Raw genomic sequence first — 24,272 nt, forward strand, 5'->3', positions numbered from 1 at the left:
TCGCTTCGCCCAGCGCGGTCGATTCAGCGCCGAAAGCCGCTATGATCGCGTCGAACCCGCAACTCAACTGGAATTCCGCCGATGTCCCACTCCGTCAATCTGGAAAACTACTTCGCCCGCATCGGCTATCAGGGCCCGCGCGCCGCCACGCTCGACGTGCTGCGGGCGATTCACCGGCTCCATCCCGCCGCGATCCCGTTCGAGAACCTGAACCCGCTGATGCGCCAGCCCGTCAGGCTCGAGATCGAAGCCATCGAACGCAAGCTCGTGACCCAAAAGCGCGGTGGCTACTGCTTCGAGCAGAACATTCTGTTCGCGAACGTGCTGATGCAACTCGGCTTCAGGATCACGCCGATGCTCGCGCGCGTCGTATGGGGCCGTGAGCCCGGCACGATCTCGCCGCGTACCCATATGGTGCTGCGTGTGGATCTCGACGGCGACGAATGGATCGCCGATGTCGGCTTCGGCGGCGTCACGCTGACCGCGCCGCTGCGCCTGACCGCCGGCCTCGCGCAGCCGATTCCGCTCGGCACGTTCCGTCTCGCCGACGCGGGGCACGACACCGTGTATCTCGAGGTGCTGGCGCCGGACGAGAGCTGGACGCGCGTCTATCACGTCGACCTGCGCGCAGTCGAGTGGGTCGACTATGAAATCTCGAACTGGTACACGTCGACGTCACCTGATTCGAAGTTTGTGAATAACCTGCTGGCGTGCCGCGTGCTACCCGAACTGCGCCTCGCGCTATTGAACGATCAGTTCAACGAGCGTGACGCGCAAGGACAGATCGTTAACGAACGGCGCCTCGCGAGTGCCGCCGAACTCGCCGACTGTCTGCGTGAGCGCTTCGGCTTGAACCTGGAGGACATCGATATCGCCGACGTGTTCGAGCGCGTGCGCACGCGCGATGCGGCCGCATAAGCCGAGCAGGTCAGGGAGCCGCGATGGTCGCACGTCTGATCCTGCAATCGCTGGCGTGGCTGGCGTTCATGGGCGTGCTGCTGTTCGGCGCGGCCGGCACGCTCGCGTGGCCGGCCGCGTGGTGGTATCTGCTGGAACTGGCGGCATTGAGCCTGTGGCTCGGCTTGTGGCTCGCGCGTCATGATCCCGCGCTGCTCGCGGAGCGGCTCGCGCCATTCGTGCAGGCGCAGCAGAGCCGCTGGGATCGTGTGTTCATGGTCGCGATCGGGGCCGCGTGGTGCGGCTGGCTGATCCTGATGGGCTTCGACGCGATGCGGTTTCGCTGGTCCGGGCCGCTGCCGTTGTGGCTGATGGGCTTCGGCGCGCTATGCGTGTTCCTGTGCATCTTCATGTGCCGCTTCGTGTTTCGCGCGAACAGCTATGCCGCGCCGGTGGTCAAGGTTCAGGCGAACCGCGGGCACAAGGTCGCCGACACCGGTCCCTACGCGTACGTCCGTCATCCGATGTACACGGCCGCGCTGGTGTTCTTCATCGGCACGCCGCTGATGCTCGGCTCGTGGTGGGGGCTCGTGGCGCTGCCCGTGATGGCGTACGGCATGGGCTGGCGCGCGGTGCGCGAGGAGCGGCTGCTCGCCGATCAGCTCGCCGGCTACACGGTGTACATGGCTCGTGTGCGTTACCGTTTCGTGCCGTTTATCTGGTAGCGCGTCCGACTGGTCTCGCCGCCGTTGAAGCGGGTAAGATTGCTCCCGGCCGCCGGAGAACCGGCCACGGTGTACCTGATGTAACACCGGCGAACCACCGATGAGGTTTGGAGTGAAAACAACTACACAGGCGCGCATCGCGCCCGCCGCACAGGCCGAGCAGCAACAGGACGCCGCCGATCGCGACCGCGACCCGCCGGTCAAGGCGATGCCCGCCTACGAGCAGATCAAACGCTACGTGCTCAAACGCATCAGCGAAGGCGCATGGAAGCCGGGCGGACTGATTCCTTCCGAAACGGAGCTGGTCAAGGAGTTCGGCGTCGCGCGCATGACGGTGTCGCGCGCGCTGCGCGAACTGACCGCCGAGCGCGTGCTCACGCGTGTGCAAGGCTCGGGCACTTTCGTCGCGCCGCAGCGGTATGAATCGACGGTGCTGGAGATCCGCAATATCGCCGATGAAATCGCAGCGCGCGGTCATCGTCATGCGGCGCGCGTGTTGACGCTCGAACCGAGCGACGACGCCGATGCGCTCGAAGCGCTCGGTCTCGCGAGCGGTCCCGCGTTTCATTCGTGCATCGTGCACAGCGAGGAAGGCGAACCGATCCAGTACGAAGACCGCTTCGTCAATCCCAAGGTGTTCCCTGAATATCTGCAGCAGGACTTTTCGGTCGAAACGCCGAATCACTACATGGTGCGGCTCGCGCCCGTGCAGCGCGCCGAGTTTCGCATCTATGCGCAAAAGCCCGACGCCTTTGTGCGGCGTCATCTGATGATGGAGATCGGCGAGCCGTGTCTGCTGCTGTGGCGGCGCACGTGGGTGGGCGAAAACGTCGCGACGTCGGTGCGGCTATGGCATCCGGCGTCGCGTTTTCATCTGGCGGGGACCGTGTAGCCCGGTTTCTGAAGCGCGCTTCAGGCCTGGCGCTGTGACGTATTCGGTGAGAAGCGGCAGCCGAGCCGGTAGCGCGAACCCGGATGCACGAAACGCGCGAACGTCACCGCGACGCCGCTCGTCCACGTGCGGCGCGTCAGCGTCAGGCAGGGTTCCTCCGCGTGAATTTCGAGCAGCTCGGCTTCGGCGGGCGTCGGCAGCGCCGCGTCCACCACGTGTTCGAGATCGTGCATCGGCACGGCCGTCAGCAGATACTCGGACGGCTTCAGCGCCGAAAAATCGTGCTGCAGAAAATCCGGCGCGACGGCCGGATTCACATAGCGGTCTTCGAGCTGCACCGGCAGGCCATTCTCGCGATGCACGCAGATCACATGAAACACCGAAGCGCCCGGCGCCAGCCCCAATGCGTTCGACACCGTGACCGACGCGGTTTCGCGCTGCAACAGCACCATGTCGCAACGATATGCGTGGCCGCGCGAGCGGATCTCGTCGCCGATATGGGCGATCATCAATAGCGTCGATTGCGGCTTGTTCGGCGCGACGAAAGTGCCGACGCCCGATACGCGCGTGACGAGCCCCGCGTCGGCGAGCTCGCGCAGCGCGCGGTTGACCGTCATTCGCGATACGCCGAGCGTCCCGACGAGATCGAGTTCGGAAGGCAGACGATCGCCTGCCTGGCGTTCGCCCGAGTCGATGATCTGGCGGATGTGCTGTTTGACCTGCTCGTAGCGCGCGGCGGGCGCCTCGTCGCCGCCGTGCGCGGTTCTGGCCGCGGCGCTGGCCGCGCTGGCGGAGAATTTGCCGTGAGGCTTGTTGCGAGCGGTGGTGCTCATAGCGGCTGGGTGTCGTCGGGGCCACGCGTCCAGAACGCATTGCGGTCGAAATAGTTTTGCAGAAACTGCCGCAGACGTGGCTGCGCGGCATCGTGAAACACGTCGCGCGGCTTGCCCTGCACGGCGATGCGGCCTTGATCGATGAACACGACCTTGTCGGCCACCTGCGCGGCGAAGCCCATTTCATGCGTGACCACGGCCATCGTCATGCCGTCGCGCGCGAGCTGTTTCATCACTTGCAGCACTTCGCCGACGAGCTCCGGATCGAGCGCCGACGTGGGTTCGTCGAACAGCATGATGTGCGGCTCCATGGCGAGCGCGCGCGCAATCGCGACGCGCTGCTGCTGACCGCCCGACAGCTTCGCCGGATACGCGTCGCCTTTGTGCGCGAGGCCGACCGTCTCCAGCATCGCGTTCGCGCGGCGGCGCGCTTCGTCGCTCGACAGGTGCCGCACGCGCAGCAGCGCTTCCATCACGTTGCCGAGCGCGGTCATGTGCGGCCACAGGTTGAACTGCTGGAACACCATGCCGACGTTGCGGCGCACGCGGTTGATCTCGCCGTGCGACGCGCGCACGCGTTTGCCGTTGCGCTCGGTATAGCCGAGCAGTTCGCCTTCGATGCGCACGTCGCCGTGATCGTGGGTTTCGAGCGCGGCGAGGCAGCGCAGCAGCGTGCTCTTGCCCGAGCCCGACGGTCCGATGATGCAGACCACTTCGGAACGCGCGATCTCGAGATCGATGCCGCGCAGCACCTCGACATCGCCGAAGCGTTTGCGCAGATCGCGCACTTCGATCAGCGGCGCGGCATTCGATGCGTTCGCCGTTGCGCTGGCGGACGGCGCGGAAGTTTGCGCGGGGGAGTGCATGTCGGCGATGGCGTTCATAGGTGTTCCGGAATCATGCCATGAAGCGTGCGAGGCGGGCTTCGGCCCACATGCCCGCGCGCGAGGTCAGCTCGACCAGCGCGAGATAGCACACGCACAGCACCAGCAGCGTTTCGACGAAAGCGAAGGTGGCCGAGCCGATACCGGTCAGCACGAACGTCAGTTCCGGCACGGTGACGATCGACAGCACGGCCGTTTCCTTGCTCAGCACGATGATCAGATTGGTCAGCGCGGGCACGATCAGCACCAGCATCTGCGGCGCCTGGATGCGCACGATGGCCTGCCAGCGCGTGAGCCCGAGACACGACGCCGCTTCGAGGTGGCCTTTGGGCACCGACTGGAAGCCGGAGCGGAACGCTTCGGCGAAATACGCGCTGCCGTAGAGACCGAGGCCGACGATGCCGGCCGTCATCGGTTCGAGCGTGAGGCCGATCGACGGGCCGCCGTAGTACAGCAGAAACAGCTGCACCAGAAACGGCGTGCCGCGCAACAGTTCGATATAGACGCGCAGCGCGGCGCGCAGCCAGCGTCCGCAGAACAGTTGCAGCACCGCGATCAGGAAGCCGATCAAGAGACCGATCGCGACACCCGCGGCCCAGCTGCCGAGCGTCGTCGCGAGACCGGCGGCGATCGGCTGCAGGTTGTGCGTGATGACGGTCGGATCGAACGATTGCATGGCGAGGTTCGCTTAAACGTGAGTCGATTCAGGCGTGCTGCAAACGGTGTTCGGCCGCATGCGCGACGAGCGCGAGCGAACCGCAGATCACGAAGTAGATGAGCCCGGCCGCGACATACGCTTCGAGCGGCCGGTAAGTGCTCGCGGCGATGTTCTGCGCGGTGCGGGTCAACTCGGCGACGCCGACCACCGAGATCAGCGAAGAAGCCTTGATCAGCAGCACCATTTCGTTGACGAGCGACGGCAGCGTCAAACGGAACGCTTGCGGCACCAGAATGCGCCGCAGCGTATCGAGCGGGGACAGCCCGAGCATGCGCGCGGCTTCGAGATGTCCGGGCGGAATGCTCAGAAACCCGCCGCGCAGAATCTCGGCGATATACGAAGCCGAGCACAGCGACACCGCGCTGATCGCGGCGACGATCGGCGACACGTTGATACCGGCGAATGGCAACAGGTAGTAGACGAGCAGCAGCTGAACGAGCATCGGCACGCCACGAAAGAAGAATACGTAGGCGCCGCCCGCGAGCCGCGCGGCGCGATGCTGCGACAGCCGCGCGGAGCACACGCCGATGCCGACGAAGAAGCCGATCACGAGCCCCGTCAGCGAAATGCCGACGGTGGCGAACGCCGCATGCAGCAGCAGCGGCAGGCCCTGAACGAAGACGGTCGTGTTGAACATGGATCGCGGCCGGTGGAACGGGAAGGGCGACGCGTGTCGCCCACGCAAAGGACGCTCAGTAATTCGGCGTGGGCATCGTGGAAGGCATCTCCATCGCGACACCGAACCACTTCTTCTGCAACGCGGCGAGGCGGCCATCCTTCTGCATCTTCACGAGTGCGGCGTTGAACGCGTCGGCGAGCGGCTTGCTGTCGGCGTCCTTACGCAATGCGTATGCGAAGTACACCTTGGCGCCGAACGGCGGCTGCACGACCGCGAACGACTCGGGGCGCTGTTTCGCGACATACGCAATATTGGTCATCGAGTTCGCGACAGCGACGATGCGGCCCGCAGCGAGGTCGGCGTAGGCCTGATTGTTGTCGACGTACTCGCGGATATCGGGCTGCTTCGGCAGCGTGGCCGCGTAGCTCTTCAACTGGTCGAGCTGTGCGGAGCCCTTGCCCGCGCCGACCGTCTTGCCTGCGATATCCGACGATTGCTTGAGCGACGCATCGTTCGCGCGCTTGAGCAGCGCGTCGGTCGCATCGGCGACGGGCAGCGTGTACGTGTAGCGTTCCATGCGCGCCTTCGTGACCGTCAACGGGCCGCCGACCATATCGAACTTGCCCGCTTCGAGACCGGGCAGCACGCTCGGCCACGGCAGATCGATGAAACGCACCTTGACGCCGATTTCCTTGCCGATCTCCGCGAACAGGTCTTTGTTGAAGCCGGCCTGCTGGCCGTTCTCGAGAAAGTCGAATGGCGCGAATTGCATTTCGGTGCCGACCACCAGTTCGCCGGCTTTCTTCACTTTGGCGAGCTGGTCTTCGGCGTGCGCTGCGACGCTTGCCGCGCACAGCGCCAGCATGACCAGACCACATTTCCAGCCTGCAAGGATACGCATGGAGTTCTCCGGGGGCGAATTGGTGTTGGGTGGCCGGCGTGTCGAAGTCTTCGTTGTGGACCCGCCGCGCCGGCGCCAATTGCGGGCCCTGCTGGGCAGTATATACTGCGTTTCCAGCGAAAAATAAATGCTCGCGTGAGTAGAGAAAAGCCCTGATACCAAGGTGCGCTAAGCAACTTGCAGCAGTGCTTTTGGCGGTATATACCACTGCAATACCGATCCTCGAAGGAGCAGCGCGATGCCCGCGACCCGCATTCCGATCATCGATGTCGCCGGCGTGCGCGCGGGCGATCAGCAGGCGCTCCGACGCGTCGCGAAGGAAATTCATGAAGCGTGTACGACGATCGGTTTTTTCTACATTGTCAATCACGGCGTGCCGCAAGCGACGATCGACTCCGCCGCGCAAGCCGCGCGCACGTTCTTCGCGTTTCCGGTCGACACGAAGCGCCGCGCGGCGGTCAATCATCGGCATCGCGGCTTCAATGCGCTCGGCGACGCGACGATGTACCAGGCAAAGCGGCCCGATTACAAGGAGTTCTTCAGCATCGGGCTCGAACTGCCGGAAGACGATCCCGACGTGCTGGCGGGGCAGGCACTACGCGGGCCGAACAACTGGCCGGACTTCATGCCCGGGTTGCGGCCGGTGCTGTATGACTATTACGAGGCGGTCGGCGCGTGCGGCGCCGATCTGTTGCGCGCGGTCGCGGTGAGCCTTGGCATCGAAGAAAATTTCTTCGCGCCGCGCTACACGAAGCGTATGCAGCGCACACAAATGGTCTACTACCCGCCGCAGCCGCCGCAATCGGATGAAGATCAGTTCGGCGTCGCGCCGCATACCGACTACGGCTGCATCACCTTGCTATGGCAGGATCAGGTCGGCGGCCTGCAGGTGCGCGAAATCGCCAACGATACGTGGGTCGAGGCGCCGCCCGTCGAAGGCAGCTTCGTCGTGAATGTCGGCGACCTGCTCGCACGCTGGACCAACGACCGCTTTCGCTCGACGCTGCATCGCGTGATCAATGCGTCGGGGCGCGAGCGCTATTCGATCGCGACGTTCTACGATCCGACCTATGGCGCGCTCGTCGATCCGCGCGAGCTCGGTGCGAGCGATGCGCAAAGCAAATATCAGCCGGTCGCCGCGGGCGACTATATTCTCGGCCGGATCAACGATTCGATGGGCTACCGCAAGAAACTCGCCGCTACGGCACAGTAAGGAACTTCTGCATGACAGAGCAGAGCATCACTGACGACAAGAAGCCTCAGACCGCAACCGCGACCGCGCCGCTCGCGAAGACACTCGAAGCATTGCGCGCCGCGCTCGGCGCCGATGCGGTGCGCGTCGGCGAACAGATCGGCGAACACGCGATGACCGACTGGACACGCCACGAGCCAACGCGTCCGGCGGCGCTGCTGCTGCCGCGTACGACCGACGAGGTATCGCGCGCACTCTCGATCTGCCACGCCGCGCATCAACCGGTGGTGCCACAAGGCGGCATGACCGGGCTCGCGGGCGGCGCGATCGCGCGCGCCAACGATATCGCGTTGTCGCTGGAACGCTTGAGCGGCGTCGAAGAACTCGACGCGGCATCGGCCACACTGACCGTGCGTGCCGGCACCACGTTGCAGGCCGCGCAGGAAGCGGCCGAAGCAGCGGGCTTCGAACTCGCGCTCGATCTCGGCGCGCGCGGCTCATGCCAGATCGGCGGCAATCTCGCGACCAACGCGGGCGGCAATCGCGTGATCCAGTCCGGCACCGCGCGCGACCAGGTGCTCGGTCTCGAAGTGGTGCTCGCGAATGGCGACGTGCTCAGTTCGCTCGGCAAGATGGTCAAGAACAACACCGGCTATGACCTGAAGCACTGGTTCATCGGCTCGGAGGGCACGCTCGGGGTGATCACTCGCGCGGTGTTGCGGCTGCATCCACGACGCGCGGCGCGTCATACGGCGCTCGTCGGGCTCGACGATTACGATGCCGCGGTGAGCCTGCTGCGCCGTCTGGCGATGCGCTTCGGCAACGACATCGGCGCGTTCGAGATCATGTGGCCGGACTTCTACGATTTCGGCGTGAAGCTGACCGGCGCGCGCTCGCCGTTCGACGCCGCGCATCCGCTCTATGCGTTGATCGAGCACGCGGGCTTCGATGCCGACGACGCTGGCGAACGCTTTGCGCAAGCGCTGACCGATGCGCTACAGGCGGGCGCGCTGCGCGACGCGGTGATCGCGCAGTCGGTTGCCGATGCGCGCGCGCTATGGGCGATCCGCGAGTGCACCGCGGAGTTTCCGATCAAGCTCGATCCGATCAACTTCGACGTGAGTCTGCCGATCGGCGAGATCGGCAGGTTCGTCGACCGTTGCCGCGCGGCGCTCGATCAGCGCTGGCCAGGCAACCAAGCGTATTTCTTCGGGCATATCGGCGATTCGAATCTGCATCTGACCGTCGATGGCCATTCGATCCCCGGCGTCGATCATCACGCGGTGTATGCGTTCGTCTATCAGATGCTGGGGCCGTTGCGCGGGTCGGTGTCGGCCGAGCATGGCATCGGTTCACTCAAGCGCGAGTTCCTGCCGATTTCACGCTCGCCCGCCGAGCTTGCGGCGATGGTCGCGATCAAGCATGCGCTCGATCCGCGCGGCATTCTGAATCCGGGCAAGCTGTTCTGATAGCGACGAGCACCCGCCACGCGCGGATCACGCGTGGCGCATCGGCGATGCCGCGCCGTCAGTGCGCGTTCAGATAGCTGACGATCAGCGGATAGACATCCACCGCAGCGTTCTTGCCGAAGATGCAGTCGATATGCCCATAGCCCGGAATCAGATGGCGCTCGTACGGCTGCTCGGGGAAGCGTTCGCGCAGCAGGTCGTAAGTGTGCGCCGTGCTGACCGGCAGATAGGTTTCGTTCTTCTCGCCGTGAATGAAGCCGATCGGCAGACGCATGCCTTCGAGTCCTTTCATGCCGTTTGCACCGCTCAGATACACGTCGTCGCCGCGCGCATCGACGACATGGCCCGCGCGCACCATCGTGGCCAGATGCTGGAACACGGCCATGTCGTGAATGCCGAACAGCTCCTGCAGGTTCGCATGCAGCATCTCGTTCAGCTTGTCGTGCTCATAGAGCAGGCCATACAGGAACGTCGCGCGATGACAGATCGGATTGCCGCAGCCCTCGTCGTGATCGACCGGATAGAGACGCAGCGCTTCGTCGAACAGGTTTGCGGGCCACGAATCTTCCTGCGTGTAGGCAGTCAGGTCGCGGACGCGCAGATGCTGCATCAGGTCGGGAATATGCAAGCCGGCCTTGATCCGTTGCAGCGTGCCCGGCACCGGATGCGCGGACACCTGCGAAATCACCGCCGAGCGCACGCCCTCGAGTCCGTATAGCAGCGACATGCTGAGCGCGAGGCCGCCCAGGCAGTGACCGAGTACCTGGATGTTCGGCGCGCCGGTCACTTCGCGAATCTTCGCGACCGCGGCGGGAATGTCCTCGCGCGCGACCATGTCGACGTTGGCCGGCACGAGCACGCTCGGCAGTTCGATGCTGACGCGCAAATCGACGAGCCATACGTCGTAGCCCGACGCGCATAGATATTCGACGAGGTTGGTCGATATCAGATCGGTCGAGAAGATGCGGCTCGAGACGCCCGAGCCGTGGATCAGCAGGATCGGCTTCGACTCTTTGTCCGCGGCTGGATCGAAGTAGCGCGTGAGCTTGAGCCGCGTGCGGTCCGGTGTGTCGAAGTAGGTGACCTGCGGCGCCGGCGCGCGCAGCGTGCGCTTGGCGCGCGGCGGCGTGTGGGGATCGTAGAACTGCAGCGGCGCGGCCACGCCGCCGTATTCGGTGAACAGCACGCCCGCGAAGAACTTGCCGAACTTGAGCGTCCATTCGAGGCGCGTCTTCAGGTCGGGCGCGTGCGTGACTTCGAGCGTGCGCTGCTGCTTCAGGAAGTTTTCCGGCGTGATGATCAGCGTGGCGGTGCCGACGACGGGCGCATCGTCCTTATCCGACGCGCGTATCTCCGCATACAGCGTGTTGGTCTGCTCCCACAGGTTGATCGGCGACGTGCGCGTGATGATCTTCTTGCCGCTCAGATACCAGGTGTTGCCTTCGGCCGCGTCGAGCGTCATCCGGTAGTTCATGTTGCGCTCGTCGACATCGGACTCGTCGACGACGAACAGGTTGAACGTGCCGTCGCTGATCGTCAGCGGTTGCGCGGACAGCGCGGGGCAGGTCAGCGTGCCGGCGGTGCGCGCGAGGTGATTCGGGTTGGCCAGCATGTCGGCGAGATCGTCGGACTCGACCGTCAGCGTGAATTCGATCGGGCTCGTGGCGGCTTCGCCCGCCACCTTGGGCGTGTAGGTGCCCACCATCGTCTCGGTGAAGCGCAGGCCGATCTTCTGCGCGGGCGGCACGGCGGCGGTGCCTTTCGACGCGTAATCGATCGACCAGTCGTGCGCTTTGGCCAGCAGCGCGCAGTTGCGTTCGGCGAGCGCGGAGATGGTCAAGAGCGGATTGACGCCGAGCGACATCGGCATCACCGCGCCGTCCATCACGTAAAGGCCGTCGTGCACCGCGGCGCCGTCCGCGCCGCTGAACACGCGGCCCAGATGATCGACCACGCCATGCGCGGCGTCCTCGCCCATGCCGCAGCCGCCGAGCGGATGCACGGTCACGGTTCGCCGGCCGGCGATCTTCGTCGAAATCGGGTTGCGCAGATATTTGCCGCCGAGCGGCCTGGTCGCGTCGATCAGCACGTCCTCGACGGTCTGGAAGACCGGCTGGCGTCCGGCGTTTTTCCATTCGATGCGCGCACGGCCTTTATCACCGATCTTGATGCGGCCGCTTTCGTCGTCGTGCGCCATCACGAGGTAGCTTTGCGTGTGATTGAGCGCGCCGTGGTATGGGCCGCGGATCAGGCTCTCGATCGCGCGCGCGTCGTAGGCCACGCGCTCGAGCAGCGACGGGGCGCCGGCCGCATCCACGCCTTCGAGCGGCGCGACCGCGCCGAGCATGCCGACGAGCGCTTCGCCGACCGGGCCGGCCAGCGAGCCTTCCTCGATCACGTAGCCATCCCTGACGTTTTTCTCGGCGGCGCGATTGTCGATCAGGCCGGTGATGGTCGGCCCGACCGGCGGAATCTGCCCTGGCTTGTGCTCGCCCCAGCCGACGCCGTTGATCGTGTCCTTCGTGTTGTACGCGAAGGCGAGCACGTCGCCGTTGCCGGTGAAATGCTGACCGAGCATCTCCGACGTGCTCAAGCCGGCGGCGCGCGAGCGCAGCAGCAGCGCGGTCGAGCCGATCGTGCCAGCCGCGACGATGACGATATCGGCCAGCACGAACAGATCGGGCGCGTCATAGCTTTCGCGGCCGAGCTTGACGAGCTGGAAGTTGACCTTCCATTGCTGCGTGTCGGGATCGCGCAGCACCGAGTGCACGGCTGTGCCGGTGAAAATCTGCGCGCCGTGAGCGACCGCGTCGGGCAGATAGTTCATATGGGTCGAGTTCTTCGCGTCGTAGTTGCAACCCGAGTTGCAATCGCCGCAACCGACGCAGCGCTGCTGCTCGACGCCCGCCGCGTTCGGGCCGCTCTCGAACGTGACCGTGATCGGCGGACGGCTGAAGCGGTCCGCCATGCCGAGCGCCTGCGCCGATTTTTCGAGCGCCTGCAGCTTCGGCAGCGGCGGGAAATCATCCGGCACCGGCGACGGTGACAGCATTTTCCGCGCGAGCCCATAGCCGTCGTCGCGTCCGGCTTTGTCGGCGCGCAGCGCGGCCGGCCAGCGCGGGTCGTCCCACAGGCGCGGATCGGCCTCCAGCGCGACGTTCGCATTGATCAGCGACGTGCCGCCGAGCCCGCAGCCCACCACTGCGTTGACGTCCTCGTTCACGTGCACTTCGAGCAGCGCGAGCGGCGAACCGATCTGCGCCTCGGCCGTGTTGTACTGGATATTCTCGACGCCTTGCACAGGTGTGCGCGGATACTCGCCGGCCATGAATTCGCGGCCGCGCTCGAGCACGCAGACGCGCCGGCCCGCACGCGCCATCCGGCTCGCGGCGATCGCGCCGCCGTAGCCCGAGCCAATCACCACCACTTCGTAATGCCGTTGCAGCGCCGTCGGCGCGCTCGATAAGCGGTTCATCAGGACCACCTCGTCTGGAATCGGATGCGGGGAAAGGAAGCGCGGCTTCGGAACAAAGACGGCGTGCTGCGGCAGCTTTTTTATCGTAGGCGGAATATCGCTGCAAAAAAAGCAGATGCGAAAAAAGCGCGCGCCATGGAGAGGGCGCGCCGAAGTCGTAGCGTGCGACGTTCAGGACGGCATGACCGGCCGGCCGTTGCCGGGTGTACCCCGGCCGTACAGGCATGCGCTCTTATCGCTTCTTATGTGGCCTGTTTGTTCTCCAAACTATTACGCGGCCACTTCATCGAATTCGCTATCGCTCGATTCCGCGGCGAGCAGATTCAGCGCAACCAGAATCGCGGCGCGATTGTCGACGTCGATCTCGATGCCAAGCGCGTCGGTGAGCCAGCGGCCGATCTTGGTGTTGGAAAATTCCACGGCGCCGGCCGTCTTTTTCATCGTGACGCCGAGTTTGACGGCGCGATAGTGATAAGAGGGCACCCGATGCTGAGCCGCGACCGCCGAAAGCCCGCCTTTGCCTTCCGAGCACCAGCCGAGGCTGCCGGCCAGCACGATCCGCTCGGGTTCGTCGAGCCCTTCGATGAACTCGCGCGCCGCGCGCCGCACGCTCTGTTCGTCGAGGCCATATTGCAGCAGCACGCTTTCCACCGGGTCTTCGAGCGCGTGCGCGCGCAGATCGATTTCCTGCGCGATGCCCTCGCTCTCCATCGACACGTTGCGCTGATGGCACGCGCTGCGCAGGCAGTCGATCAGATAGCGGCGGAAATACGCGCACACCGCGTAGCTATTGGACGGCGCGCTGTCGGCGCACGCGTTCGTTTCGGTGTGGCCGGGCGCGAGGCGCAACACCTTCGCGTAGATGAACTGGGCGACCAGTTCTTCCTTGTCCTCGCCGAGCGCCTGCAATTCGAGCGGGTGGTAGGTCCGCAACGCGCGCTTGACCAGTTCGACCATCGACACCATTTCGTCCGCGGAGAGCCGGGTGCGTCTGCGCCACAGGTCGGGCAGGATCGCGTCGTCGAGTTGGCGGGCGAACTCGTAGCTCGGGACTGCGCCCATGGAAACCTCCGTCACGGTTGGCGAGGAGCGCGGTGAGCCGCGGCGCGTGGGCCGCGAAGCGGGGGGAAGTTGCCTGTCATGCCGCGCTGAAACGTGAATGCAGTATGGTTCGCGGCAAGGCCTTCGCCTATATGGAAGAAGTGTTAGCTGATGGGTAAACTGCCGGGTAAACCTTCTGACGGATTGCTGACGATTAGTCTGACGAGTGGGCATTCGCCGTAGAATAAAACCGCGCGGGCGGCGCGTTTGGTCGCCCGGTTCGACTGGCGGCTTTCCCGGAGCGCCGCCGCCTGCTCAGTGCTTCGTCGCAACGAAGTTGCCATGCTCCCGCGATCAAACTGCGTGGGATCGGATCGAGCGCTCGAGCGCTAACGCCGATCGACAGAGGAGACCGCCCCATGCGGGCCGACCCGATCCAGCGTGCCATCGACGAAGACCTCGTGCGCGTGCTCTACGCGCAGGACCCGATCGCGTTCTTTTCGCACTGGTTTTCGATCGCGGTGCTGGTAGCGATCTACTGGCCCCATGTGCCGGCGTTGCCGCTGTTTATCGCGTGTTTCGTTTTTTATGCGCTCGCCAATTGCGCGGGCCTCGCGCTGTGGATCTGCAATCGCCGCTATCCGCAGATGGTGTCGCCGCGCGACTGGATCTATCTGCACGCGCTGCGCGGCGTGCTCCTGTATAGCGGGCCGGGCTTCGCAGTATGGTTCGCGTTCCAGAGTCCGCAAACCGATCTGCCGCTATTGCACACCGTGCTGCTGGTGACGCTCGCGGCCGGCGTGTTCATGTCGAACGGGTTCGACCTCCTCAATTTTTCGACCTCGATTCCGTTTCTGCTGCTGCCGTCGATCGTGCTGCATTTCGGCTCGCATACGTTCGATCGCACGATTCTCGCGATCGTGCTCGCGTTCTTCTTCTGCGCGATCAACGTCTATGCGATGAGCTATCGCAAGCTGTTTCGCCAGGTCGTGCAGGCGCGCGTCGATCAGCAGTACCTCGCGGAATCGCTGGCCGCGCAAAAGCGCGTCGCCGAAGAAGCGAGCCTCGCGAAGACGCGCTTTTTCGCGGCGGCAAGCCACGATCTGCGTCAGCCGCTGCATGCGATCGGGCTGCTCGCGGCGTCGCTGAATGACCCGGCGGCGACGCCCGCGCAGCACGCGAAGACGGCCGGACACATCGTCTATAACGTCGAGGCGCTCAATCAGCTGTTCAACCAGGTGCTGGATCTGGCGCGGCTCGAAAGCGGCGTGACCCAGGTGATCCGGTTGCACTTCCGGCTCTCCGAACTGTTCGAGCGGGTCGGCAGTCAGTATCGACCGCAGGCCGCGGCGAAGGGGCTCGCGCTGCGCATCGCGCCGACTTCGATGGTGCTGTACGACGATCCCGTGCTGCTCGAACGGGTGTTGAGCAATCTGCTGTCGAACGCGGTGCGTTATACCGAGCAAGGCGCGATCTGGCTCGGCTTCCGGCGCGCGGGGCGGCAAAAGGGCGGCTATATCGAGGTGCGCGATTCGGGCGTCGGCATTGCGCCGGAGGAGCACGAGCGCATTTTCGAGGAGTTTTACCAGGTCGAGAATCCGCAGCGCGACGCGCGTCAGGGGCACGGACTCGGGTTGCCGACCGTCAGGCGGCTCGTCGGCCTGCTCGGCGGCGAGTTGCAGCTGCGCTCGGCGCCGGGGCGCGGCTCGGTGTTCCGCTTCGCGGTGCAGGCGGGCGACGCGAGCGGCATCGTCGCGAGTCTGAACGATTCGGTCGCGGGCGGCCCGGCTTCGCTGGGGCGGCGCGTGCTGTGCATCGACGACGAGCCGTCGATACTCGAAGGCATCGCGAGCCTGCTCGAGCGCTGGGGCTGCGAGGTGCGCGGCGCGCGCGACGAAGCCGGTGCGCTCGCCGCGCTCGCGGACGGCTTCGTGCCCGACGCGATTCTGTGCGACTACCAGCTCGCCCATCACCGCACCGGCGCGCAGGCGCTGAGCGCGATGCGCGGCGCGCTGGCGCGCGACGGGCACGGCAATGTGGTCACGCTGCTGATCACCGGCGATATGGCGTCGGCGGAGCTGGCGGCGCTCGCGTTGCAGGGCATTCCCGTGCTGCACAAGCCGGTGACGCCGGCGCGGTTGCGGCGCACGCTGGAAATGCTGTGGCAGCAGGCGGAACTCGACCAAGGGCGTGCGGCGGGCGTGGTCGTGTTGGGAGACGGGGCGGGAGAAGCTGGTGCAGCGCAGTCGCCCGCAGGGGATGGTTCGCCGCAAACTGAAGCGGGCTCCGGGGCGCACAGCGAAACGCAGCCTTAGAGACGGAAAATCAGAGACGGTTAGCGCTGCGGCGCAGCGCTACAGCGTCTTCCCCGCCTCCAGCCATCCATTGATTACAGCGATCGCCGTCGAGCGGTTATGCACGCCGAGCGCGCGGAAGATCACCGACAGATGCACCTTCACCGTACCCTCCGCGACGCCGAGATCGCGCGCGATCATCTTGTTGGTCCAGCCGCGATGCACGAGCCGCATGATGTCCTGCTGACGTGGTGACAGATTCTCCAGCAAATGCTGCTGATGCGGCTGCAGCGACGGCATCTGCCTGAGAGGTTCGGTCTGCGCGGCGGCGCTCGGGGGCGGCACTGCTGACGATGCATCCGCTTCTGCGCCCGCACAGCCGGCCCCCTGCGTCTCGCGCGTGCCGAGCAGACTCAGCGCTTCCATCGGCACATAAGCGCCGCCGGACAGCACCAGTTCGATTGCCTTCAGCATCACGCTGGCGGGCTGGCGCTTCGGCACGAAGCCGAGCGCGCCGGCCGCGAGCACCGCGCGCATCTCGTCGGGCGATTCCTCCGCGGACAGCACCACGACCGGCAGCGCCGGATTCGCCTTTAGCAGCGATTCGAGCGACGCCGCGCCGCTCATGCCCGGCATATGCAGATCGACGATCGCCAGATCGTGATTGGCGTCGGGGCGCGCGGCGGTCGCAAGGGTTTCCCAGCTGTCGGCTTCGTCGAACTGGGCGTCGGGATCGAAGCCGCGCAGCATGCCTTTGACGCCTTGCCGGATCAGTTCATGGTCGTCGGCTACAAGAAACTTCATGATGTCTCCGCGAGTCGAGCCTGTCCGTTGAGGGCTGCCGCCGATGCACATTCCGCCGTTGCGGGCTGCGCACTTGCAGCGTAAATAACTGCGGTACTCATGACACGCATCATGGCCGGTCTTCCGCGCTTCTTGGTCGATCCCAGGGACCCGGACGAGCCGATCCGATTGCCGTTCTCTCATGTTGCGATTCGCATTCGGCATCGTTTCAACTCGCCAGGGTCCCGCTCCCTTGCCGTGCCGCGCGCCGCTTGGCTGGGCTGCGACGCGCGTGGCCGGCTGCCGGCCTCGTTCGATGCGCTTCGTGATGTTAAGGCAGGTCTCCCGCGCATAGGTTCCGGCTTGCTACGTAGACGAGCCGTGCGCAGCGTTTTTGAAGCGCTGGCGCGCGATCCGGCAGGTTATGCCCACCGGATCGACACGGGTTCGCGCGCCGCTATCTGACCGCAAACAGCGTCGCTTTCATCAGAAGCTTGAAGGCGAAACCGAGCGACATCGCCGCGGCCACGCCGAAGCACCAGAGCGCGATGAACCAGAGCCAGCCGGGCAGTTTGCGGCCGGGCATTGCCGCAGCGGCAGCGGGAGCCGATGCGCGGACACCCCGCTTTTCAGTGATAGTGATGTTGGTCGCCATGACGCACCTTGCCTCGAAAGACCCAGTAACCCATCGTCGTATAGGCGACGATGATCGGCAGGATCACCGCCGCGCCGGCCAGCGTGAACGTCTGGCTCGTGCGTGGCGCGGCGGCTTCCCATAGCGTGAGGCTCGACGGAATCGCGTACGGCCACAGGCTCACGAGCAGCCCGAGATAGCCGAGCAGCACGAGCGCCAGCGCGAGCACGAACGGCGTGTTGTGATGGCGCGCTCGCACCGCGCGATGCATGAAGAACGCGCAGATCGCGACGAGGAACGGCACCGGCAGCAGACGATAGAAAATCCCGTCATGGAACCAGCGTTGCGCGATGCCCGCATCCATCAGCGGCGTCCACAGGCTCACGAGCGCGATGAAGCCGAGCAGCACCAGCGTCAGCGGCCAGACCACACGATGCAGCCGGCGCTGCAGGTCGCCTTCGGTCTTCGCGACGAGCCAGCAGCAGCCGAGCAGCGCGTAGGTCGCGACGAGCCCGAGGCCCGTCAGCAGGCTGAACGGCGTGAGCCAGCCGAACGCGTCGCCGGCATAGGCGCCGTCGACGACCGGAATGCCTTGCAGGAAAGCGCCGAGCACGATGCCCTGGAAGAACGTCGCGCCCGCCGAGCCGCCGATGAACGCGAGGTCCCACAGATGCCTGGTGCGACGCGACTTCGCGCGAATCTCGAACGACACGCCGCGAAAGATCAGGCACACCAGCATGAACACGAGCGGCAAATAGAGCGCCGACAGCACGGTCGAGTAGACGACCGGAAACACCGCGAACAGCGCCGCGCCGCCGAGCACGAGCCAGGTTTCGTTGCCGTCCCACACTGGCGCGACCGTGTTCATCATCAGGTCGCGTTCCTTGTCATCGGGGAAGAACGGAAAGACGATGCCGATGCCGAGGTCGAAGCCGTCCAGCACGACGTACATGAAAAGGCCCAGCGCAATGATCGCGGCCCATACGACGGTTACGTCCATATTCTTTCTCTTGAAGCGTGGGTTAGACGGCGTCGATCATCTGATCGGCGGCGGACAGCGGGCGGCGCGCGGTCTGCGAGGGCGTCGGCTGCGGCAGGTCATGGTGCGCGTCGTGCGGTGTGTCATGCGGCTTGCCGCCAGGCAGCGCGGGACCCGAGCGCATCAGTTTCAACATGTAGTAGATGCCGGTGCCGAACACGAGGAAGTAGACGGCCACGAACGTCATCAGCGACAGACCGACCTGCTGCGTGGTCAGCGGCGACACCGCCTGCGACGTGCGCATCACGCCGTACACGACCCACGGCTGACGGCCCGCTTCGGTGGTGACCCAGCCGGCCAGCAGCGTGATGAAGCCGCTCGGCCCCATCGCGATGCACAACCGCTGGAACCACTTCGCTTCGAACAGGCGTCCACGGCGATGCAGCACCCAGGCCGCGATCGACATCGCGATCATCAGCACGCCGAGCCCGGCCATGATGCGGAAGCTCCAGAACACCACGGCCGAATCCGGCCGGTCTTGCGGCGGGAATTCCTTCAGCCCGCGGATTTCGCCGTCCCAGCTATGCGTGAGAATCAGGCTGCCCAGGTGCGGGATCGACACCGCGTAGTGAGTGGTTTCGGCCTTCATGTCGGGGATGCCGAACAGGTTCAGCGCGGTGCCGCCTTTTTCGGTGTCCCAGATGCCTTCGATCGCCGCGATCTTCGCCGGCTGGTATTCGCGTGTGTTCAGGCCGTGCTGATCGCCGATGAATGCCTGGATCGGCGTCAGAATCAGCAGCAGCCACAGCGCCATCGAGAACATCTTCTTGACGGCGGGATCGCGTCGGCCGCGCAGCAGATGCCACGCGCCGACCGCCGCGACCACCAGCCCCGCGACGATGAACGCCGCCAGCGCCATATGCGCGAGCCGGTACGGGAACGACGGATTGAAGATGATCTTGAACCAGTCGAGCGGCACGACATGGCCGTCGACGACCTCGAAGCCCTGCGGCGTCTGCATCCAGCTATTGGACGCGAGAATCCAGAAGGTCGAGATCAGCGTGCCGATCGCGACCATCAGCGTCGCGCCGAAGTGCGCGCGCGGACTCACGCGCTGCCAGCCGAACAGCATGATGCCGAGGAAGCCCGCTTCGAGAAAGAATGCGGTCATCACCTCGTACATCAGCAGCGGACCGGTGATGGGCCCGGCGAAACTCGAGAATCCGGACCAGTTGGTGCCGAACTGATAGGCCATCACGACACCGGAGACGACGCCCATGCCGAAGGCCACTGCGAAGATCTTCGACCAGAACAGACAAAGATCTTTGTAGTAGGCCTTGCCGGTTTTCAGCCAACGCCATTCGAGAACGGCGATGAAACTGGCGAGACCGATGCTCAGCGCGGGGAAGACGATGTGAAAAGAAACCGTGAACGCGAATTGAATGCGCGCGAGATCGAATGCCGATAGTGCCGAGTTCATGATCCTGTTGTGCGTGATGGCCGCGTGAGCGGAATTACGCGCGTCGACCGATGTCGGTGCGCACTGCGCTGGGCAGATGGCGCAAGAGTAGGGGATCGAAACAAAATGTGTTGCAATGCGATGTGCGTCAAAAAACCGCCTTGTTTTATGCGAAATGCGCTTATCGATCGGGCAAGCCGTTGATGGGTCTCAAGTTTCTTTAAGCGGCCGATGCGTGGCCGTGTGTGCGTCGTTGTATGTGCTGCGTCAATCGACCGCGCTGCAGCAACGCTTGCCGCGCAGCCTTGCGCGGCAAGGTCGCGAGCGGTGCCCCGTCGTCAGCCGACAATCGATCCATCCAAACCGACTTCGTCGGTTCGGTTGCTAGTCAGGCGATTTTTTTATCTCTACGATGCGGCCGTTTCCGTAGTTGCCGTTATTCATTGCCGGATTCGCACGGCGTTCTGTCATGCGTCGCGCGCATGCTTCATGAGCAGCTTCCGCTTCATCCACCTGCCGGCGACGGCAGACTTCAACGACAAGGAGTCAGCAGATGAGCACGATCAGGACGAAAGACGGTACCTCGATTTTCTACAAGGACTGGGGCAAGGGTCGCCCGGTCGTGTTTTCGCACGGCTGGCCGCTGACCGCCGATGCGTGGGATGCGCAGATGCTGTTTCTGGGCAACAAGGGCTTTCGCGTGATCGCGCACGACCGGCGCGGCCACGGCCGCTCGGAGCAGCCGTGGGACGGCAACGAGATGGACACCTACGCCGACGACCTCGCCGCACTGATCGAACATCTCGACTTGCAGGACGCGACGCTGGTCGGCCACTCGACGGGCGGCGGCGAAGTCGCGCATTACATCGGCCGGCACGGCACGGGGCGTGTCGCGAAGGCCGTGCTGATCGGCGCGGTGCCGCCGCTGATGCTGAAGACCGCCGATAATCCGCTCGGCCTGCCGATCGATGTATTCGACGGCATTCGCAAGGGCGTCCTCGACGATCGTTCGCAGTTCTTCAAGGATCTGGCCGTGCCGTTCTATGGCTATAACCGCGAGGGCGCGAAGGTGTCACAGGGCGTGATCGATTCGTTCTGGCGCCAGGGCATGGCCGGCTCGATCAAGGGGCTATACGACTGCATCAAGCAGTTCTCCGAAGTCGACTACACCGAGGATCTGAAGAAGATCGACGTGCCGACCCTGGTGCTGCACGGCGACGACGACCAGATCGTGCCGATCGACGCAGCTGGCCGACGCACCGCGGAGATCGTCAAGAACGCGACGCTGAAGGTCTATGCGGGCGGCCAGCACGGCATGTGCACAGTGGAGGCCGACAAGGTCAATGCCGACCTGCTCGAATTCATTGGCGCTTGAGGTAATTCGGTGACCGCGCGGGCGGCGTACAGACGCCGCTCGCGCCGGATGCCAGGCGACCGCGGGCATCAGGCAAATCCACTCCTGGAACGGAAATCCGCTCAAAGTTATACGATGTCATATTAATATGACCCGCGTATGTTCTTGTTTCTTAAGGGAATGCGAAACCCGCTCCGGGCATTTTAAGGGTAAATGCGGAGTTGAAATCCGCTTGTCCATCGCCGATAGTACGTTATCGTACAACTCGGTCGGTTATGCGACGCGCTCAGCGCGATCCGCCGGCCGCTCAAACCCTCTGTCTGTTCTCTGCAGACCTCGCGCGCGGCGCAGTTAAAGGAACCCCTATGAAGAAGATTGCCCTGAGTGGCGCCGGCGGCCAGCTCGGCTCCGTGGTACGTGCTGAATTCGTCGCGCGCGGCGTGCCGGTGCGTTCGGCCGCTGGCTCCAAAGTGCTGACGCCGCTCGTCGACGGCGAAGACGTGATGAACGGAGACCTGCGCGATCCGGCGGTCGTCGACCGTCTGCTGAACGGCGTGGACGTGCTGATCCATTTCGCCGGCACGAGCGTCGAGCGTCCGCTGCCCGAGATCATCGAGAACAACCTGCGCGGCCTCGTCGAAGTTTACGAAGGCGCGCGCCGCAACGGCGTGAAGCGCATCGTGTTCGCGAGCTCGAACCACGCGATCGGCATGTATCCGGTCACCGAGCATCTGAGCCTCGATTGCGAACTGCGCCCGGACGGCTTCTATGGTCTGTCGAAGGTGTGGGGCGAAGCGCTCGCGCGCATGTACTGGGACAAGCACGGCATCGAAAGCGTGTGCGTGCGCATCGGCAGCTGCCTCGACAAACCGACCGAGCAGCGCCACCTGAGCACCTGGTTCGGCCACAAGGATCTGATGCATTTCCTCGATCGTTGCATCGAAGCGGAAGACGTCGGCTTCCTGACCATCTGGGGCGTGTCGGCCAATACGCGCAGCTGGTGGGACAACAGCGTCGGCGCCGCGCGTCTCGGCTACGAGCCCAAGCAGAACGCCGAAGACTACGCGCAAGACATCCTGTCGCGCCCGAATCCGCTCGATGAACTGGGCCAGCGCTTCCAGGGCGGCAGCTTCGTCGGCATCGACTACTCGCGCAAGGATTAAGTCCCGGGCAGTTCGACGGGCAATGCATCAATTTCGGGGCGATCGGTATTCCGCGGATTCTGTCCGGGCCGGCATGGCAAACGAAGCGGCGCGCATGAGTAGGTGCCGCTTCTTTGGTCAGTTTTGCGGCCGATTGCGAGATGGCAGTCCTGCGCCCTGAGCGTTACAGGCGGCAAGCAGATCAGTCGCCCCGCAGACGTTTTAATCCGTCAAAGAACGATACGGTTATACGGTTACTTGTCCCCGCAATTTCGGATAAAAAATTAAATCCATAATCTTCGTAAAATTTTTGGTCGAGATTTTCGCCTGCTTCTTTTTTTTATATCTGTCTATTTCGGCGGGGTCAACATATAACCTCCTCCTGGCTATCGCCTAACAGATCGCTACCCTGGTTGAGATATCCGCCAAACAGGGCATGGAACTGAGGATATGACTCTTCGTCATCACTTGTGGGATCTGAGGCGGTTGACCGGATGCAGAGTGGTGGCGCGAGCATCGCGACAAATCACTGGCTGAGAAGCCTTTTTAGTTCGTCAAGAAATGAGGCAGTCGTGTAGCCCCACAATTCGGGAGAAAAATCCCGGCCATAGTCGTTTTTGAACGCCGAGTCCAGATCGTCCCGGTGTTCGCTCATGAATGAATTGATTTCATGAACCATCTCGAGGTGGCTCTCGCGTGGGCAGTCTCTCTTGTAGCAAGCGATGATATCGGGAATCGTATCTCCCCATATATCGAAATCCTCATTCAGGTATGCGCCAAACAGCTGATACATTTTGGGGTAGCGAGTTGACAGCATAAATTCTCTCTATCTAATGAAAGCAGTAACAATATAGTATGGCATTCCGTTGTAGGTTTGATATTTCAGAACGACTACAACCTCATTCATGGGCGTCAGTTTTCCTGTCTCCCTCGTTATGCCATAGCCGACGTTGCCCGCCACGCGCCGCGTTAGAGCGAGAGGGCCGCCTCTGCCCGAAGACTGCGCCCATTCCCGAATGATGGTCGCATTGGCACGCATGACTTCTGAGATGGCCGATTCGGCCCGCTCAAGGTTCGTGAACGACGAAACCTTCTCTCGACGCGGCTCGCGTTTGAGTCTTTCTCGCAACTGCGCTTCGGTCCGTCCGACATGCTTCAAGAGCGTGTGTCCGCCAATCCCGCTCCCAGCCTTCGCTTCGTGCATGTCCAGACTGATCCGGCCCATCGCGATACGCGAAGCCCGTATAGCCTTGATCGAACTAGCAAAGCCAAACGGCACGACCATATCGAGCCACAGACCGATATTGTTCGCCATATCGGGACTGGCCTTCATCGCTTCCGCGAGTTTCGTCGTGCCCTGTTGGGTCAGCGTCGCCGTATCTCGCGCCGTCCAGATCTGACGCAAGCCAGCGGCCGCCGTGTCCGAGCCATGTACGCCGAACACAACGCATCCAGCCTTGCTCGCCATGGTCGGTTCAGGCATCACACACAGCGCGCCGGCCCCGACCATTTCCAGCAAACCGCCGACAAGTTGCAATCCGCCCCATAACCGGTTGGAAAGCATTTCGCTGTGGCTGATCGATTGGCGGGTCAGCACCGCCGCTAGTTTTTGCGGCGCACTCAGCACGACACGCACGCCGTCTCCATCTTGTTCGCGCGACATTCGGTATTCCTCTGTGATTGCTCGAGGCCGCCAACGTAGCTGTCGACCACAGGGCCAGGGAATGGGCGATGGATGATTCTCGTGTCTACTTAGTCCGAGGAGGGGGAAGCTTTCGACTGCATATCGATCCCGGTCATGCACTAGCCAGGCGGGCTAACACGAAGGAGCAGACGGCAATCCGAGGAGACATGGGGCGGGGAGTCGCCATCGCTAAACACGATACGAACGTGTCGCGTTAGCCGGCAAAAGAGCTCTACGGCCCGGAAGAGGGGAAAGGGCATCACGCGCGAACTACGCACGACACCCAGGAAATGCAGC

At 64.0% G+C, this 24,272-nt stretch carries 22 protein-coding genes; 9 read left to right on the forward strand and 13 right to left on the reverse strand.

Annotated features, from left to right (window positions below):
• Positions 1 to 81 precede the first annotated feature (81 nt).
• From GCT19_RS28760 to hutC (GCT19_RS28770), 3 genes are all read left to right on the forward strand, one after another.
• Positions 82 to 918 carry an arylamine N-acetyltransferase family protein gene (locus GCT19_RS28760; protein WP_152853823.1) on the forward strand — a complete coding sequence of 279 codons (837 nt, stop codon included), beginning with the start codon at positions 82 to 84 and terminating at the stop codon, positions 916 to 918.
• 23 nt (positions 919 to 941) lie between these two features.
• On the forward strand, positions 942 to 1,622 hold the full coding sequence (locus tag GCT19_RS28765; protein WP_018433086.1) for a methyltransferase family protein: 681 nt from the start codon (positions 942 to 944) through the stop codon (positions 1,620 to 1,622).
• A gap of 112 nt (positions 1,623 to 1,734) precedes the next feature.
• Complete coding sequence (hutC, locus tag GCT19_RS28770; RefSeq protein WP_321576888.1) at positions 1,735 to 2,514, forward strand: histidine utilization repressor; 780 nt, start codon at positions 1,735 to 1,737, stop codon at positions 2,512 to 2,514.
• Between the two features lie 20 nt (positions 2,515 to 2,534).
• Here hutC (GCT19_RS28770) and hutC (GCT19_RS28775) read toward each other — a convergent pair whose 3' ends face one another.
• Genes hutC (GCT19_RS28775) through GCT19_RS28795 form a run of 5 tightly spaced genes read right to left on the reverse strand, consistent with a single transcriptional unit; the run spans position 2,535 to position 6,469 of the window.
• On the reverse strand, positions 2,535 to 3,347 hold the full coding sequence (gene hutC, locus GCT19_RS28775) for a histidine utilization repressor (protein WP_152853825.1): 813 nt from the start codon (positions 3,345 to 3,347) through the stop codon (positions 2,535 to 2,537).
• Positions 3,344 to 4,231: an amino acid ABC transporter ATP-binding protein gene (locus GCT19_RS28780; RefSeq protein WP_018433088.1), complete on the reverse strand. Its 888-nt coding sequence runs from the start codon at positions 4,229 to 4,231 to the stop codon at positions 3,344 to 3,346. Before GCT19_RS28780 ends, hutC (GCT19_RS28775) begins: the two co-directional genes overlap by 4 nt.
• Before the next feature lie 13 nt (positions 4,232 to 4,244).
• On the reverse strand, positions 4,245 to 4,907 hold the full coding sequence (locus GCT19_RS28785; RefSeq protein ID WP_018433089.1) for an amino acid ABC transporter permease: 663 nt from the start codon (positions 4,905 to 4,907) through the stop codon (positions 4,245 to 4,247).
• 28 nt (positions 4,908 to 4,935) lie between these two features.
• Positions 4,936 to 5,586, reverse strand: a complete 651-nt coding sequence (locus tag GCT19_RS28790) for an amino acid ABC transporter permease (protein WP_013091495.1) — start codon at positions 5,584 to 5,586, stop codon at positions 4,936 to 4,938.
• Positions 5,587 to 5,641: 55 nt separating this feature from the next.
• Positions 5,642 to 6,469: a transporter substrate-binding domain-containing protein gene (locus GCT19_RS28795; protein WP_013091496.1), complete on the reverse strand. Its 828-nt coding sequence runs from the start codon at positions 6,467 to 6,469 to the stop codon at positions 5,642 to 5,644.
• A 238-nt stretch (positions 6,470 to 6,707) separates the two neighbouring features.
• On the opposite strand from GCT19_RS28795, the gene GCT19_RS28800 reads away from it, so the two are divergent.
• Complete coding sequence (locus GCT19_RS28800; RefSeq protein WP_152853826.1) at positions 6,708 to 7,682, forward strand: isopenicillin N synthase family dioxygenase; 975 nt, start codon at positions 6,708 to 6,710, stop codon at positions 7,680 to 7,682.
• An 11-nt stretch (positions 7,683 to 7,693) separates the two neighbouring features.
• A complete protein-coding gene (locus GCT19_RS28805; RefSeq protein WP_152853827.1) occupies positions 7,694 to 9,130 on the forward strand; it encodes an FAD-binding oxidoreductase in 1,437 nt (478 codons plus the stop codon).
• A gap of 58 nt (positions 9,131 to 9,188) precedes the next feature.
• On the opposite strand, the gene GCT19_RS28810 is transcribed toward GCT19_RS28805, so the two are convergent.
• Both GCT19_RS28810 and GCT19_RS28815 read right to left on the reverse strand, forming a co-directional pair.
• Positions 9,189 to 12,605, reverse strand: coding sequence for an alpha/beta fold hydrolase (locus tag GCT19_RS28810; RefSeq protein WP_152853828.1), 3,417 nt, complete (start codon positions 12,603 to 12,605; stop codon positions 9,189 to 9,191).
• Between the two features lie 270 nt (positions 12,606 to 12,875).
• Entirely contained in the window at positions 12,876 to 13,667 is a 792-nt protein-coding gene (locus tag GCT19_RS28815; RefSeq protein WP_013091500.1) for a hypothetical protein, read from the reverse strand.
• A gap of 398 nt (positions 13,668 to 14,065) precedes the next feature.
• Between GCT19_RS28815 and GCT19_RS28820 the strand changes: the two genes are divergently transcribed.
• Positions 14,066 to 15,961: a hybrid sensor histidine kinase/response regulator gene (locus GCT19_RS28820; protein WP_152853829.1), complete on the forward strand. Its 1,896-nt coding sequence runs from the start codon at positions 14,066 to 14,068 to the stop codon at positions 15,959 to 15,961.
• A gap of 39 nt (positions 15,962 to 16,000) precedes the next feature.
• Here the strand turns inward: GCT19_RS28820 and GCT19_RS28825 are convergent, their stop codons facing one another.
• Positions 16,001 to 16,744, reverse strand: a complete 744-nt coding sequence (locus GCT19_RS28825; RefSeq protein WP_152853830.1) for a response regulator transcription factor — start codon at positions 16,742 to 16,744, stop codon at positions 16,001 to 16,003.
• Between the two features lie 99 nt (positions 16,745 to 16,843).
• Here GCT19_RS28825 and GCT19_RS28830 point away from each other — a divergent pair, with 99 nt between their 5' ends.
• Positions 16,844 to 17,188, forward strand: a complete 345-nt coding sequence (locus tag GCT19_RS28830) for a hypothetical protein (RefSeq protein WP_152853831.1) — start codon at positions 16,844 to 16,846, stop codon at positions 17,186 to 17,188.
• On the opposite strand, the gene GCT19_RS28835 is transcribed toward GCT19_RS28830, so the two are convergent.
• The 3 genes from GCT19_RS28835 to GCT19_RS28845 are packed head-to-tail and all read right to left on the reverse strand — an operon-like array spanning position 17,181 to position 19,816.
• Positions 17,181 to 17,378, reverse strand: a complete 198-nt coding sequence (locus tag GCT19_RS28835) for a hypothetical protein (protein ID WP_152853832.1) — start codon at positions 17,376 to 17,378, stop codon at positions 17,181 to 17,183. The two genes, GCT19_RS28830 and GCT19_RS28835, sit on opposite strands and share 8 nt — an antisense overlap.
• Positions 17,353 to 18,357, reverse strand: a complete 1,005-nt coding sequence (gene cydB / locus GCT19_RS28840) for a cytochrome d ubiquinol oxidase subunit II (protein WP_152853833.1) — start codon at positions 18,355 to 18,357, stop codon at positions 17,353 to 17,355. The genes GCT19_RS28835 and cydB overlap by 26 nt, the downstream gene beginning before the upstream one ends.
• Positions 18,358 to 18,379: 22 nt before the next feature.
• Positions 18,380 to 19,816, reverse strand: a complete 1,437-nt coding sequence (locus GCT19_RS28845) for a cytochrome ubiquinol oxidase subunit I (protein WP_152853834.1) — start codon at positions 19,814 to 19,816, stop codon at positions 18,380 to 18,382.
• 532 nt (positions 19,817 to 20,348) lie between these two features.
• On the opposite strand from GCT19_RS28845, the gene GCT19_RS28850 reads away from it, so the two are divergent.
• Together GCT19_RS28850 and GCT19_RS28855 are read left to right on the forward strand one after the other, a co-directional pair.
• Positions 20,349 to 21,170 (forward strand): alpha/beta fold hydrolase, encoded by an 822-nt coding sequence (locus tag GCT19_RS28850; RefSeq protein ID WP_152853835.1) that lies wholly within the window; start codon positions 20,349 to 20,351, stop codon positions 21,168 to 21,170.
• 344 nt (positions 21,171 to 21,514) lie between these two features.
• On the forward strand, positions 21,515 to 22,312 hold the full coding sequence (locus tag GCT19_RS28855) for an NAD-dependent epimerase/dehydratase family protein (protein WP_018433100.1): 798 nt from the start codon (positions 21,515 to 21,517) through the stop codon (positions 22,310 to 22,312).
• A 505-nt stretch (positions 22,313 to 22,817) separates the two neighbouring features.
• On the opposite strand, the gene GCT19_RS28865 is transcribed toward GCT19_RS28855, so the two are convergent.
• On the reverse strand, positions 22,818 to 23,108 hold the full coding sequence (locus tag GCT19_RS28865; RefSeq protein WP_026228220.1) for a contact-dependent growth inhibition system immunity protein: 291 nt from the start codon (positions 23,106 to 23,108) through the stop codon (positions 22,818 to 22,820).
• A 9-nt stretch (positions 23,109 to 23,117) separates the two neighbouring features.
• Complete coding sequence (locus GCT19_RS28870; protein WP_152853836.1) at positions 23,118 to 23,954, reverse strand: RNase A-like domain-containing protein; 837 nt, start codon at positions 23,952 to 23,954, stop codon at positions 23,118 to 23,120.
• Between the last annotated feature and the right edge of the window lie 318 nt (positions 23,955 to 24,272).

Origin of the sequence: Paraburkholderia atlantica, from assembly GCF_009362785.1 — a bacterium.
Classification (GTDB): domain Bacteria; phylum Pseudomonadota; class Gammaproteobacteria; order Burkholderiales; family Burkholderiaceae; genus Paraburkholderia; species Paraburkholderia atlantica.

Excerpts from the sequence above, each read along its gene's own strand:
- GCT19_RS28760 (WP_152853823.1), top strand. The coding sequence starts at position 82 with ATGTCCCACTCCGTCAATCTGGAAAACTACTTCGCCCGCATCGGCTAT.
- GCT19_RS28765 (WP_018433086.1), top strand. The coding sequence starts at position 942 with ATGGTCGCACGTCTGATCCTGCAATCGCTGGCGTGGCTGGCGTTCATG.
- hutC (WP_152853825.1), bottom strand. The coding sequence starts at position 3,347 with ATGAGCACCACCGCTCGCAACAAGCCTCACGGCAAATTCTCCGCCAGC.
- GCT19_RS28780 (WP_018433088.1), bottom strand. The coding sequence starts at position 4,231 with ATGAACGCCATCGCCGACATGCACTCCCCCGCGCAAACTTCCGCGCCG.
- GCT19_RS28785 (WP_018433089.1), bottom strand. The coding sequence starts at position 4,907 with ATGCAATCGTTCGATCCGACCGTCATCACGCACAACCTGCAGCCGATC.
- GCT19_RS28790 (WP_013091495.1), bottom strand. The coding sequence starts at position 5,586 with ATGTTCAACACGACCGTCTTCGTTCAGGGCCTGCCGCTGCTGCTGCAT.
- GCT19_RS28795 (WP_013091496.1), bottom strand. The coding sequence starts at position 6,469 with ATGCGTATCCTTGCAGGCTGGAAATGTGGTCTGGTCATGCTGGCGCTG.
- GCT19_RS28800 (WP_152853826.1), top strand. The coding sequence starts at position 6,708 with ATGCCCGCGACCCGCATTCCGATCATCGATGTCGCCGGCGTGCGCGCG.
- GCT19_RS28805 (WP_152853827.1), top strand. The coding sequence starts at position 7,694 with ATGACAGAGCAGAGCATCACTGACGACAAGAAGCCTCAGACCGCAACC.
- GCT19_RS28810 (WP_152853828.1), bottom strand. The coding sequence starts at position 12,605 with ATGAACCGCTTATCGAGCGCGCCGACGGCGCTGCAACGGCATTACGAA.
- GCT19_RS28815 (WP_013091500.1), bottom strand. The coding sequence starts at position 13,667 with ATGGGCGCAGTCCCGAGCTACGAGTTCGCCCGCCAACTCGACGACGCG.
- GCT19_RS28820 (WP_152853829.1), top strand. The coding sequence starts at position 14,066 with ATGCGGGCCGACCCGATCCAGCGTGCCATCGACGAAGACCTCGTGCGC.
- GCT19_RS28825 (WP_152853830.1), bottom strand. The coding sequence starts at position 16,744 with ATGAAGTTTCTTGTAGCCGACGACCATGAACTGATCCGGCAAGGCGTC.
- GCT19_RS28830 (WP_152853831.1), top strand. The coding sequence starts at position 16,844 with ATGACACGCATCATGGCCGGTCTTCCGCGCTTCTTGGTCGATCCCAGG.
- GCT19_RS28835 (WP_152853832.1), bottom strand. The coding sequence starts at position 17,378 with ATGGCGACCAACATCACTATCACTGAAAAGCGGGGTGTCCGCGCATCG.
- cydB (WP_152853833.1), bottom strand. The coding sequence starts at position 18,357 with ATGGACGTAACCGTCGTATGGGCCGCGATCATTGCGCTGGGCCTTTTC.
- GCT19_RS28845 (WP_152853834.1), bottom strand. The coding sequence starts at position 19,816 with ATGAACTCGGCACTATCGGCATTCGATCTCGCGCGCATTCAATTCGCG.
- GCT19_RS28850 (WP_152853835.1), top strand. The coding sequence starts at position 20,349 with ATGAGCACGATCAGGACGAAAGACGGTACCTCGATTTTCTACAAGGAC.
- GCT19_RS28855 (WP_018433100.1), top strand. The coding sequence starts at position 21,515 with ATGAAGAAGATTGCCCTGAGTGGCGCCGGCGGCCAGCTCGGCTCCGTG.
- GCT19_RS28865 (WP_026228220.1), bottom strand. The coding sequence starts at position 23,108 with ATGCTGTCAACTCGCTACCCCAAAATGTATCAGCTGTTTGGCGCATAC.
- GCT19_RS28870 (WP_152853836.1), bottom strand. The coding sequence starts at position 23,954 with ATGTCGCGCGAACAAGATGGAGACGGCGTGCGTGTCGTGCTGAGTGCG.